General features: G+C 70.3%; 11 protein-coding genes and 1 pseudogene. 5 read left to right on the top strand and 7 right to left on the bottom strand.

What is annotated here, in order from left to right; all coding sequences use genetic code 11:
* Window positions 1-92 precede the first annotated feature (92 nt).
* The 3 genes and pseudogenes from HCA44_RS13820 to HCA44_RS13810 form a co-directional block, all read right to left on the bottom strand.
* Window positions 93-860, bottom strand: a complete 768-nt coding sequence (locus HCA44_RS13820; RefSeq protein ID WP_169649276.1) for a hypothetical protein — start codon at window positions 858-860, stop codon at window positions 93-95.
* A gap of 11 nt (window positions 861-871) precedes the next feature.
* Window positions 872-2,221, bottom strand: a pseudogene (cofG, locus tag HCA44_RS13815) (7,8-didemethyl-8-hydroxy-5-deazariboflavin synthase CofG); the annotation flags it as partial.
* Between the two features lie 24 nt (window positions 2,222-2,245).
* Window positions 2,246-2,461, bottom strand: coding sequence for a hypothetical protein (locus tag HCA44_RS13810; RefSeq protein ID WP_169649272.1), 216 nt, complete (start codon window positions 2,459-2,461; stop codon window positions 2,246-2,248).
* A 123-nt stretch (window positions 2,462-2,584) separates the two neighbouring features.
* On the opposite strand from HCA44_RS13810, the gene HCA44_RS13805 reads away from it, so the two are divergent.
* The 4 genes from HCA44_RS13805 to HCA44_RS13790 are packed head-to-tail and all read left to right on the top strand — an operon-like array spanning window position 2,585 to window position 6,267.
* Window positions 2,585-3,094 (top strand): PH domain-containing protein, encoded by a 510-nt coding sequence (locus HCA44_RS13805; protein ID WP_240945527.1) that lies wholly within the window; start codon window positions 2,585-2,587, stop codon window positions 3,092-3,094.
* The gene (locus HCA44_RS13800) at window positions 3,091-4,644 is read left to right on the top strand and encodes a PH domain-containing protein (protein ID WP_169649260.1); all 1,554 of its coding nucleotides are present in this window, start codon (window positions 3,091-3,093) and stop codon (window positions 4,642-4,644) included. The genes HCA44_RS13805 and HCA44_RS13800 overlap by 4 nt, the downstream gene beginning before the upstream one ends.
* On the top strand, window positions 4,641-5,396 hold the full coding sequence (locus HCA44_RS13795) for a uracil-DNA glycosylase (RefSeq protein ID WP_169649253.1): 756 nt from the start codon (window positions 4,641-4,643) through the stop codon (window positions 5,394-5,396). The genes HCA44_RS13800 and HCA44_RS13795 overlap by 4 nt, the downstream gene beginning before the upstream one ends.
* 49 nt (window positions 5,397-5,445) lie before the next feature.
* A complete protein-coding gene (locus HCA44_RS13790; RefSeq protein WP_169649251.1) occupies window positions 5,446-6,267 on the top strand; it encodes an aldo/keto reductase in 822 nt (273 codons plus the stop codon).
* Window positions 6,268-6,293: 26 nt separating this feature from the next.
* Here HCA44_RS13790 and HCA44_RS13785 read toward each other — a convergent pair whose 3' ends face one another.
* Window positions 6,294-7,115 (bottom strand): uroporphyrinogen-III synthase, encoded by an 822-nt coding sequence (locus tag HCA44_RS13785; RefSeq protein WP_169649249.1) that lies wholly within the window; start codon window positions 7,113-7,115, stop codon window positions 6,294-6,296.
* Between the two features lie 20 nt (window positions 7,116-7,135).
* On the bottom strand, window positions 7,136-8,710 hold the full coding sequence (locus tag HCA44_RS13780) for a molybdopterin-dependent oxidoreductase (RefSeq protein ID WP_169649247.1): 1,575 nt from the start codon (window positions 8,708-8,710) through the stop codon (window positions 7,136-7,138).
* Between the two features lie 192 nt (window positions 8,711-8,902).
* Between HCA44_RS13780 and HCA44_RS13775 the strand changes: the two genes are divergently transcribed.
* Complete coding sequence (locus tag HCA44_RS13775; protein WP_169649245.1) at window positions 8,903-9,589, top strand: fasciclin domain-containing protein; 687 nt, start codon at window positions 8,903-8,905, stop codon at window positions 9,587-9,589.
* Between the two features lie 157 nt (window positions 9,590-9,746).
* Here the strand turns inward: HCA44_RS13775 and HCA44_RS13770 are convergent, their stop codons facing one another.
* Complete coding sequence (locus tag HCA44_RS13770) at window positions 9,747-10,892, bottom strand: RNA-guided endonuclease TnpB family protein (RefSeq protein ID WP_169649243.1); 1,146 nt, start codon at window positions 10,890-10,892, stop codon at window positions 9,747-9,749.
* An 84-nt stretch (window positions 10,893-10,976) separates the two neighbouring features.
* On the bottom strand, window positions 10,977-12,503 hold the full coding sequence (locus tag HCA44_RS13765; RefSeq protein ID WP_169649241.1) for a catalase: 1,527 nt from the start codon (window positions 12,501-12,503) through the stop codon (window positions 10,977-10,979).
* Between the last annotated feature and the right edge of the window lie 9 nt (window positions 12,504-12,512).

Raw genomic sequence — 12,512 nt, 5'->3', positions numbered from 1 at the left:
ACGCGGCAACTCGACGGGGACCGGTCGATACGGCGGCGCCGACGCGGCTCCGCGACCGGCTCGAATACTAGTCGTCAGCTCACATGCGCAGATCATCGGCTCGCGGCCGAGTGCGCTCGCTCGACGGACGCACCCACCGCGCGCCGCAGCGCCGCGTACTCGCCGACATAGCGCGCGGCGACACCGACGACCGGTATCGCGGCGAGCAGCGACATCGTGCGGCCCGGCCGCGGCCGACGGTCGAGTTCGGCCGACAGCGCGCGTACCGCACGGGCGGTGCGCCACAGCAGGCGGGCAACCGCGAAGGCGCGGCCCGAGCTGCGGGCCGCCTGCCCGTCGTCCACAGTGGCATCGGAGTCCGTGACGTCGGCATCGGAGTCCGTGACGTCGGCATCGGAGTCCGTGACGTCGCGATCCAGCAGCACAGCCGCGAGCAGGGTGACCTGCCGGTCGCGGTCGCGCACGCCGTGCTCGCGTGCCACGGCGACCACGACGAGGATCTGGTTCGCGAGCGCCAACAGGTCCTGCAGCGGCAGCCGGTTCAGTGCGGCGCCGAACACGCTCGGCGACGCGACCGCGAGCGTGCCGAGTGCCCCGAGACGTGCGACCCACCATCGGGACCGCCGATCCGCGTCGGCGGCTTCCCACGCCGCGGTTCCAGGGACGGTGAACGCGTCGAGCACTGCCGCGGCGGCGTCGAGCACCGCGTCGAGCGCCGAACGGTCGGGATCGCGCGACGAGAACGTCCGTGCCTTGATCCGCAGCGGATCGGACGCGATGAGGTCGAGGACCGGCTCGACTCCCCCGGCCGCACGGCCGAGGACCGTGGCGACCGAGTGGTCGGACAGTCGGACGTTCACGACACCCGCGCCCACGGTCTGCCGGAGGGAAGGACGTCGGTGCGGGCGAGACCCGTGGTGGGCGAGCTGAGCGCCTCGACATACGGCACGATGTGCGGGTCGAGCCACGGCTCGCCCTCGAGGACGTAGCGCGGCTGCGCCGCGGTGCGCTCGACGAGCGTGTACCCGCCCTCCGCGGTGATCGACTCGAGCACCTCGAGGTCCGGCCAGGGCCGCTCGGGGTTGACGTGGTCGGGGGTCAGCGGCGACACGCCACCCCAGTCGTCGACGCCCGCACCGAGCAACGCGAGGCACTCGCGGGTGGACACGAGATTGGGCGGCGACTGCACCCGCACGTCCGGGCCCATCACGAGCCGCGTGACGGCGACCGCCGCGAGGAACTCGCCCAGCTCCGCGTCGGGGGCGTCGCGCATCGCGGTGTCGGGTTTGGCGAGGAAGTTCTGCACGATCACTTCCTGCACGTGGCCGTACTCGGCGTGGATATCGCGGATCGCGAGGATCGAGTCGGCGCGTTCGGCGACGGTTTCGCCGATACCGACGAGCACTCCCGTGGTGAACGGGATCGCCAGTCGCCCCGCGTCCGCGAGTGTGCGCAGACGCACCGCGGGGTCCTTGTCGGGGCTGCCGTAGTGGGCCTCGCCGCGATCGGTGAACAGCCTCCTCGACGTCGTCTCGAGCATCATGCCCATCGACGGCGCGTACGGCTTGAGCACCGAAAGTTCTTCGTAGCTCATCACTCCCGGGTTCAGGTGCGGAAGCAACCCGGTGTCCTCGAGGACGAGCTGCGCCATCGCGCGCACATAGTCCAGAGTCGAGGCGTAGCCGCGGTCGGCGAGCCAGCGCGCCGCCTCCGGCCAGCGTGCCTCCGGCCGGTCACCCAACGTGAAGAGCGCTTCGCGGCAACCTGATTCGGCGCCACGGCGTGCGATGTCGAGCACCTCCTCGGCCTCGAGGTACATGCCCTGGCCCGCGGCGCGCAGCTTGCCGGGGACCGTGACGAACGTGCAGTAGTGGCATCGGTCCCGACACAGCCGGGTGAGCGGCACGAACACCTTGCGCGAGTAGCTGATCGTGCGGGGACGGCCCGCCGCGTCGAGCCCTTCGTCGCGCACCCGGGCCGCGAGCGCGCACAGTTCGGCGAGATCGTCGCCCTGTACCTGCAGCAACGTCGTCGTGTCGTCGAGCGTGAGAGCGTGCGCGTCCGCTGCCCGGTCGAGCGCGGCACGGACGCGAGCGGCGTCGGGACGCTGCCCCGCACGCCCGCCCGACCTCCGCATATCGGGAGTGGGAGGCATCGCGGGGACGGGCAGGATCGTGGGGGCGCCGGAGCCGTCGGACATCACAGCCCGATCATGGACCATCGGGCGAAGCCGTCGCCACCCGCCTCATTCATGCGGATAGTCCTCGTCCACCGGAACTTCGCGGTGCTGTTCGAGGACGTCGGCGGCGTTCGCCTCCTTCGACGTCATGTCGATGTCGGCCACCGACGACGCGACCTCGTCGGACTCACTGACCTGCTTCTCCTCGTCGGCCTCCGCCTGCGCCTCGAGCACCTCGTCGGGCGGCACGTCGGCAGCACCGAGCGAATCGGGAAAGGACATGACTGCACTCCTTCCGGTTGCGGGTCGTGACCCCACGATAGCGTTGATCGGGGACCCGCGCGGGCGACCGCGTACGGGGCCGAGTATCCGACCGCGGCGTGCGCGAGAAGCGAGACGGTGAACATGCGAATGGACGAGCCCCGACGGCGTCCGAGCCCGCGTGCGCCCCGACTGTGGGCGCTGACCGCGGCGTCGGTGTGGGTACCTGTCCTCGTCGTGGAGGTGGCTCTCACGGTGGCCGCGACGAGTAGCGCACTGCCTGCACTGGAACGGTGGCCGCGCTGGATCTTCGCGGTCGTGCTCGCGGTGTCGGTGGCGGCCGCCGCGGTGGCGATCGTCGTCGTGCCCGTGTGGCGATATCGCGTGCACCGTTGGGACGTGAGTGCGACCGCCGTCTACACCCGCACCGGGTGGTTCGTGCAGGAACATCGCATCGCCCCGATCTCCCGCATCCAGACCGTCGACACCGAACGCGGGCCGTTCGATCGCCTGCTCGGCCTCGCGACGGTCACCGTCACGACCGCGTCCGCTGCGGGCGCGGTCGAGATCACCGCACTCGACGTCGAGACCGCGCACCGCGTCGTGGCCGACCTCACCGCGGTCGCGGCAGGCACCGGGGAGGACGCGACATGAGCACCGAGCACCTCCCGCCCGTCGCACCGCGCCGAGACGAGACCCCCGAATCGCTCGCCGCCGAGGCCGAACTGCCGTGGCGACGACTCGACGCCCGCATGCTCCTGGTGCATCCGGTCACCGAGGCCGTGAAACTGCTGCCGGTCCTGGTCGTCTCGGTCGTCGTCGGGTCGCAGAGCGGCAACCACACGTGGGGCCTCGTCGCGCTGGCGGTGCTGGTGGCGCTCGGCCTGAGCCGCTGGTTCACCACGACCTACCGGATCGGACCGGTGCATGTGCAGTTGCGCCGTGGCCTGTTGCGCCGACGCACACTGTCGGTGCCGCGCAGCCGGATCCGGTCTGTCGACGTCGAGGCGACCGCCCTGCACCGACTGCTCGGCCTGTCCGTGGTCCGCATCGGCACGGGCAGGCACGCAGGCGCCGCGCGCGGCGCGTCCACCTTCGAACTCGACGCACTGGGCACCGCCGTCGTGCCCGCGCTGCGCCGCGCTCTGCTCGACGGTGGTCCCCACGAGGGCGACCCCCACGAGCCGCTCGACGGCGACGCCGCACCTGCCGAGCAAGGCCTCGAGATCGGGCACTGGTCCCCCGGCTGGGTGCGCTACGCGCCGTTCTCGCTCACCGGCCTCGTGACCATCGGCGCACTGATCGGCGTGCTGTTCCAGTACGGGCTCGGCGAGCGGCTCCTCGAATCGGGGACGATCGGTTCGGGACTCGACGCCGTCCGCAGCCTCGGTGTCGCCGTCGCGGTGGCGGCGGGTCTGGTCGCCCTGTGGGTCGCGGCGAGCGTCGTCGCGTGCGTCGCCTACCTCGTGGCCTTCGGGAACATGACCGTCGTCGACGACGGGCGCACGATCGTGGTCTCGCACGGCCTCGTCAAGACCCGTCAGGTGACGCTCACTCGCGACCGACTGCGCGGCGCGACGCTGAAGGAACCCTTGTTGCTGCGGCTCGTCGGCGGCGCCCGGCTCGATGCGATCATGACCGGTGTGAGCGCGTCGAAGGGACAGTCGTCGCTGCTGTTGCCGCAGGGCCCCGCGGCGGAGGCGGCGCGCGTCATGAACATCGTGATCGGCGGCGGCCGGCAGCCCGCGATGCCGCTGGTGCGACACGGCCGCGCCGCGGCCCGGCGGCGGTTCGTCCGGGCACTCGCGCCCGCGGCACTCGCGCTCGCCGTCGCGCTCGGATACACGGTGTTCTCCGGCCCGCCGCCCGCAGCGGTGTGGATCACGACCGGCGTGCTGTTCGCGGGCGGCGCGGCGCTCGCGTGGGACCGGTACCGCGGTCTGGGCCATGCCGTCGCGCCGGGTTGGCTCGTCACGCGCAACGGCTCGCTCGACCGCACCCGCGACAGCCTCGACGCCGACGGCATCATCGGCTGGACCGTACGGCAGTCGCTGTTCCAGCGCCGCGCAGGCGTTGCGACCGTTGTCGCGGCGACGCCTGCGGGTACCGGCAGCTACCGTGTCGTCGACCTGCCCGCCGACGATGCGTGGTCCCTCGTCGAGGCGGTCACCCCCGGCGCCACCGACCGCTGGGGGCGACCGTGACGCCTCGCGAACGACCCGCCGAGTACTCGACCATCCCGGCGCTCGACGCGGACCTCGTCGACTGCCGCGCATGCCCCCGCCTGGTGGCGTGGCGCGAAGAGGTCGGCCGCGTCAAACGCGCCGCATTCCGCGACCAGACCTACTGGGCGCGGCCGGTTCCCGGCTTCGGCCCGCACGACGCGCGACTCGCCGTCGTCGGGCTCGCACCCGCCGCGCACGGCGCCAACCGCACCGGCCGCATGTTCACGGGCGATCGCAGCGGCGACTTCCTCTACGCCGCGATGTACGCCGTGGGGCTCGCGAGCCAGCCCACCGCGGTCGAGATCGGCGACGGCCTCGAACTGTTCGGCACCCGTGTCACGTCGCCCGTGCACTGCGCGCCGCCCGACAACAAACCCACTCCCGCCGAGCGCGACAACTGCAACCACTGGCTCGCGTCGGAGCTCGACCTCCTGTCCCCGGGCCTGGGCGCGGTCGTCGTTCTCGGTGGATTCGGTTGGCAGGCACTGTTTCCCGTTCTCGACCGGGCGGGCTGGCATATCCCGCGGCCGCGGCCGAAGTTCGGCCACGGCACGCACGTGGTGCTCGACCCCGACGACTCCGGCACCGTGTCCGAACCGCTGCACGTGTTCGGGTGCTACCACGTGAGCCAGCAGAACACGTTCACCGGCCGGCTCACCTCCGAGATGCTCGAGCAGGTGCTCCGCGACGCGGCCGCGGCGGCAGGCGTACCCGCCACCCCGGCCCGGTGACCCGGGTGCCCGCTGGCGCACGCGCCGCCGTATCGACCACACTGACACCATGACGCGCACCGTGGATTTCCCGTCCGGTATCACCTTGCCCGCGCTCGGTCAGGGCACGTGGCACATGGGCGACGATCCGGCACGACGCGACGACGAGATCGCCGCGCTGCGCGCCGGTCTCGACGCCGGACTCACGCTCGTCGACACCGCCGAGATGTACGGCTCGGGTGCGTCCGAACGACTCGTGGGCGACGCGCTCCGCGGCAGGCGCGACGACGTGTTCCTCGTCAGCAAGGTCTTGCCGTCGCACGCCACGGCCGACGGGGTCCGTGCGGCGTGCCACGCGAGCCTCGACCGGCTCGGCACCGATCACCTCGACCTGTATCTGCTGCATTGGCCCGGCGACGTCCCGATCGAGGAGACCGTCGCGGGGTTCGACCGGCTCGTCGCGGACGGCTCGATCCGCGACTGGGGTGTGAGCAATGTGGACCTCGACGGCCTCGACGCCCTGCCCACCGCGCCCGCGACCGACCAGATCCTCTACAACCTGTTGCGCCGCGGACCCGAGTTCGATCTGCTGCCCGCACTGGCGGACCGCGCGATCCCGGCCATGGCGTACTCCCCCGTCGACGAGGGGCGTGTACTCGCCCACCCCGAAATCGAGCGTGTGGCGGGCGAACTCGGTGTCACGGCAGCGGTCCTCGCGCTGGCGTGGGTGATCCGCAGCGGACACGTCCTGGCGATCTCGAAGGCGGGCAGCATCGAACATGTCGCCGACAATGCGCGCGCCCTCGACCTCGACCTCGGCACGGACGTCCTCGCCGAACTCGACCGGCTCTTTCCGCCACCGACACGCGCGACGCCACTCGAGATCATCTGACCAGCTCGAGACGATCCGGTGGTCCGTCAGCCACGCGCGGCGGCCACGGCGTCCGCGAGCGCGACGAGTCGCGCCCGTTCGGGCTGCACCGTGGGCACACCGAGCCGCGTCAGCGGCCCCGCCGTCACCGATCCGACGCACACCGCGGTCACGTCGGACGCGAAGGCGCCGAGCAGGTCGTCGAGCACCTCGAGATCCTCGGCCGTCGACAGCAGCGACGACGGAGCGGGCGCGCTGGTGAACGTCACCGCGTCGACCTCGCGTGCCACGATCGCACGCACAAGGCCGCGCAGCGGCTCCTGATCGCGCGGGCGTATCCACCGATAGACCGCGACCGCGCGCACGTCCGCGCCTGCCTCGGCGAGCGCGGCAGGCAGGTCGACCGTCGGCTCCCACTTGCTCATCGAACCGTGGACCTGCACCAGTACCCGCAGGCCGGCGACGCCGTCGCCGCGGAGCCGTGCGAGCACGCCCTCCGACGACTCCGAGTCGGGTGACCACGATTCGCGCAGGCCTGCGCCGCGCACCGCGCCGGTCGCCTTCGAGCCGCGGGTAACGATGCGGCTGCGGCCGAGCGCCCCGAGCAGGTCGTCGGCGACTCCCCACGAGCGCGCAGTGTCGAGCCATCCGCGGAAGCCGACTCCGGTGCTGACGACGACGAGATCCGGTGGACTCGCGATCGCCGCGTCGGTGGCCGAGCGCAACTCGGCGTCGTCGGCGAGCGGCACGATGTGCAGCGCGGGAACCTGCTGCACGCGCGCACCGCGCCGCTCGAGCAGCGCCGCCAGGTCGTCGGCGCGGCGCTCGGCGGTGACGGCGACCGTGAGTCCGGACAGGTCGGCAGGCATGACACCAGTGTGCCTGCCGGTCAGAGCACCGTGACCGATCGGGTGTGCCACCCGCTCGCCCCGTCCGGAATCGGAGCGGCGCGCTCCTCGGTCTGCACGAGGCCGTCGAGGTCGGTCGCCCGCGCATACAGGGTGTGTGTTCCTGGCGTGGCCTGCCACCGCCACGACCACTGCCGCCACGTGTCGATCGAGTACCCGGTCGCGGGCGTCGCCTCCTGCCAGGGGCCGTCGTCCACCCGCACCTCGACGCGCGCGATCCCCCGGTGCTGGGCCCACGCGCTGCCCGCCACGAGCACCTCGCCACTCGGAACCCTCGCGAAGGACGCGGGCACCTCGATCCGCGATGCTGTCTTGACCGGCGCCTGCTCCGCCCAACCGCGACGGGTCCAATATGCCTGAGCACGGTCGAACCTCGTCAGCTCCCAGTCGACGACCCACTTGGTGGCCGACACGAACCCGTACAAGCCGGGCACCACCTGACGCACCGGGTAGCCGTGTTCGAACGGCAACGGTTCACCGTTCATCGCGACCGCGAGCAGGGCGTCGCGCCCGTCCCGCAATGCCGAAAGGGGTGTCCCGACGGTGAATCCGTCGACGCTCGTGGAGAGCAGCATGTCGGCGTCGTCGAGGACCCCCACCTCGTCGAGCAGGTCGCGGATGGAGTATCCGATCCAGGTCGCATTGCCCGCGAGATCGCCGCCCACCTCGTTCGACACACAGGTGAGGGTGATGACGCGTTCGAGAGGCTCGCGTGCGACGAGTTCGTCCCAGCCGAGCGTGATCTCGCGCTCGACCATGCCGTGGATCCGCAGGCTCCACTCGTCGGTGCCGATCCGCGGCACCCGCAACGCGGTGTCGATGCGGTAGAACGCGTCGTTGCTCGTCACGAACGGCTCCGCGCCGGTCTCGGCGAGATCGGCGCCTGCGGGAATCGGCCGCGCCCGGTTCCGCTGTGCGACGGCGGGGACGACGAACGCCATCCGGTTGCGCACCGCGCCCGCAGCCGTGCTCGCGAGATGCCGCCCCGCCGCGCCCGCTGCGGACGCGGCCACCACCACTCCGCCCGCGAGCGCGAGGAAGCGCCTCCTCGACATCGTCGCCGAATCGGCCTCGCCCCGCTCTCGGGCCCGTGAACGCACGGTGAGCACGCGCAGGACGACGATCCCCGCCGCAACGCCGACGATCGTGGGAAGGGCCGCGGACATGCCGGCGCCAGGCCGGGACGTTGCCGCGTAGACCCCGACCGCGCCGAGGGCCGCGAGAAGGACACTCCCGTAGGGCCTGCGGGAGCGTTCGACGACACCCGCGAGCGCCGCCAGCGCGACGATCACGATCGTCATCCCGACGAACAGGGCCGCCTTGTCGTCGGTACCGAAAGTCGTGATCGCGAATTCGCGCGCCCATGCCGGGCTGCGGTCGACGGTCGTCGCTCCGACGGCCAGAAACGGCGACGACTCGTCTCCGACGGCCGCCGCGGCCAACTCTCCCACGCCGAGCGCGGTCCCGGCCGCGAGCACGCCTGCCGCCGCACGTGGTGCCACCGTGCGCAGGCGCGCCGTCTTCGTCGCCTGCTCGCCGTCCGCCCCAGTTCCCATCGGCCCACCTTTCGTCCGTGTGAGCTATTCGATGCCGCCGTGCCCACGGATGGGTGATGCGGTCGAGAACCCGCGACCGCAGAAGATTTCGAGACAGACCCATCCGGAACACCCACCCGCGCCGAAGGACTCGTGACACCGGGCCTCGGCGATGTGCCGGGCCCACAACCGGTCACGACGAAGGTGGGAACCATGATCACGAAGAATCGCACCGCAGCAGCCACCGCGCTCGCCGCGGTCGCCCTGCTCGGCATCTCGGCCTGTTCGTCCGACGACTCGGGCGAGTCCGACACCATGCAGTCGGGCGCGAGGGAGTCCGACTCGATGCAGACGGATTCGATGCAGTCGGGGTCGATGCAGTCGGGTTCGATGGCCGAGCCTGCGAACCTCGTGGGCCCGGGCTGCACGACGTATGCCGAGCAGGTACCCGACGGCCCCGGCTCGGTCGACGGAATGGCTCAGGACCCCGTCACCGTGGCTGCGTCCAACAATCCGATGCTGACGACCCTTACCCAGGCGGTCTCCGGCCAGTTGAACCCGGACGTCGACCTCGTCGACACCCTCAACGGTGGCGAGTTCACCGTGTTCGCACCCGTCGACTCGGCATTCGACAAGATCGATCCCGCGACGCTCGACTCGCTGAAGACGGATTCGGCGATGCTGAACAGCATCCTCACCTACCACGTGGTGCCCGGCCGCCTGAGCCCCGACCAGGTCGCAGGCATGCATCCGACAGCGGAGGGCGCCGATCTCGACGTCACCGGGTCCGGCGACGACCTGACCGTCGACGACAGCGCGAAGGTGGTGTGCGGCGGCGTCCGGACCGCCAACGCCACGGTGTATCTGATCGACTCGGTTCTGATGCCCCCCATGCAGTGATCGACAGGTCGACGGCCCGGCGGCGTCCACCGGGGCCGTCGATCTCGTGCAACAGGTGACGGGCTTGACGTCCTCCCGGCCGTGAACGACCGGGATTCCAACAGCGGCACGTCGTGCCGCTTCGGTGGGTTCCTGTTTCACCGGGGCTTGCCTTCCGCTACGCGGCAGGACTTACGGTCCCTCCGCAGGCGTTTCGTCTCTCCGCCCGTCCGGCGGCGAGGATGTTGATTGCAGCGTTGAGGTCGCGGTCGTGGACCGCGCCACACGGGCACGTCCACTCACGAACGTCGAGCGGCTTCGGCCCGTCGACTACTCCGCACGCCGAGCAGAGCTGCGACGAGGGAAACCAGCGGTCCACTTTGGAGAAGTGCCGCCCATACCGGGCGGCCTTCTCCTCGAGCATGCGGGTGAACATGCCCCACCCGGCGTCGTGTACCGACTTCGCCAACCGTGTTCGCGCCAACCCGGACACCGCCAGGTCCTCGACGAACACCGCTTGGCTGTCGCGGATGATCGCCGGGGACTGCTGGTGCGCGAAGGTGCGACGCGAATCGGCCACGCGGGCGTGTGCCCGAGCGACCTTCAACCGGGCCTGCGCCCGATTCCTGCTGCCCTTCTCCTTGCGGGAAAGGGTCTGCTGCGCCTTGCGGAGCGTGCGCTCCGCGCGTCGCAGAAACCTCGGCGAGTCGATGACCTTCCCGTCCGAGAGCACCGCAAATGTGGTCAGACCCAAGTCGATACCCACTTCGGAATCGACCTCCGGCAGTGGAGCCTGGTCGACCTCGACGACGAACGATGCGAAATACCGGCCCGCAGAGTCTTTGATGATCGTCACCGACGACGGCACCGACGGCAGATCCCTCGACCACGCCACCTTCAGCTCGCCGACCTTCGCGACATACAGCTTCCGGTTCCGGCGGATCGAGAAGCCGTTGCGGGTGAGCCGGAGCGCCTGCCGGTTGTCCGTGCGGGACCGGAACCGCGGCGCCCCGACCTTGCGGCCCTTACGCTTCCCCGACATCGAGTCGACCCAGTTCCGGTACGCGCGCCGAGCGTCCTGGCACGCCTGCACCAACACCACCGACGCCACCTCGGCCAGCCACACCCGCTCCGGGGCCTTCTTCGCCTCGGTGACCACCTGCTTCTGAACCTCGGTGTCGCTGATCTTCATCCCAGCAGTGAACGCGTCCTGGCGGGCACGCAGTGCATCGTTGAACACCACCCGCGCACACCCGAACGACCGAGCCAGCATGTCCTGCTGGCGCGGCGTCGGATAGACGCGGTACTGGTATCGCAGCTGCACAGCAGGACCATAGCCACTACCACCGACATGATTGACGCACCAACCCGGCCCTGAACGACCGGGCTTGCGCGCTACCTTGTCCGGTCAGGCGTTCTTCTGCGCGCTCGTGCGCGCCGGGCTCGCCTGCCCTTCGGCCTTCGGGTCCTTGACCCCTGCACGCTGCTTCTCGCGGACACCGGCCTCGATGCGGTCGCCGATGTCCTTGTCGATGTTGTGCCAGTACTCGAACGCTCGCACCAACACCGGCTCGGTGACGCCGTTGAGCAGGTGCCCGACGACATTGTCGACGAGCCGTCCGCGTGCGGCGTCGTCGAGGACCTCGCGCACGAGCGTGCCCGCCTGGATCCAGTCGTCGTCCTCGGCGTGCTGGACGTACGGCGCGCGGACCATGTCGCCGCCCTGCGACGGCCAGTATGCGGTCGTGCCCACCTGCGACGGGTCGGCGTGCGGCCCGCCCTTCGAGTTGGGCACGTACACCGGGTCGCCGGGATTGTGATGCCGCATGTGCCCGTCCTTGGTGTAGGAGCGGACGGGGACGTGCGGGCGGTTGACGGGCAGCTCCGCGTAATTCGAGCCGATCCGGTAGCGGTGCGCGTCCGCATACGAGAACAACCGGCCGATGAGCATCCGGTCGGGGCTCGCGCCGATCCCGGGCACCAGATTGCTCGGCTCGAAGGCGGCCTGTTCGATCTCACAGTGGTAGTCGTCCGGATTGCGGTCGAGCGTCATCTTGCCGACCTCGATCAGTGGATAGTCCTTCTTGGACCACACCTTCGTCAGGTCGAACGGGTTGAACCGATAGCTCGCGGCCTCGTCGAACGGCATCACCTGCACGTACAACGTCCACGACGGGTACTCGCCCGCGTCGATGTGTTCCCACAGGTCGCGCGTGTGATAGTCGGTGTCCATCGCGGCCATCTGGTCGCCCTCGTCCTGTGTGAAGAACTGATGGCCCTGATCGGTGCGGAAGTGGTACTTGACCCAGAACTTCTCACCCCCCTCGTTGACCCACAGGTAGGTATGGCTCGTGTACCCGTTCATGTGGCGCCACGAGCGCGGGATACCGCGGTCACCCATGAGCCACGTGACCTGGTGGGCGGATTCGGGCGACAGCGTCCAGAAGTCCCACTGCATGTCGTGATCGCGCAGGTTGTTGTCGGCGCGGCGCTTCTGAGACCGGATGAAGTCCTGGAACTTCATCGGGTCGCGGACGAAGAACACGGGCGTGTTGTTGCCGACCATGTCGTAGTTGCCCTGCTCGGTGTAGAACTTGATCGCGAATCCACGCGGGTCGCGCCACGTGTCCGGGCTGCCCCGCTCGCCTGCCACCGTCGAGAACCGGATCAACAGTTCCGTCTTCTTGCCGGGCTGGAAGAGATCGGCCTTGGTGTATCGGCTGATGTCGTGCGTCACCTGGAAGTGTCCGAAAGCACCGCCGCCCTTGGCGTGCGGCTGCCGCTCGACGACCCGCTCGCGGTTGAACTGAGCCATCTTCTCGATCAGGTAGAAGTCCTGGAGAAGGACCGGGCCCTCCGCGCCGATGGTCAACGAGTGTTCGTCCGACTCGACCGGAATCCCGGCGTCGTCGGTGGTGAAATTCGCATCCGTCATTGTCGCTCC

It is taken from the genome of Rhodococcus sp. HNM0569, from assembly GCF_012726205.1.
GTDB lineage: Bacteria > Actinomycetota > Actinomycetes > Mycobacteriales > Mycobacteriaceae > Rhodococcus_F.
This window is presented reverse-complemented; position numbering and strand designations above follow the sequence as displayed.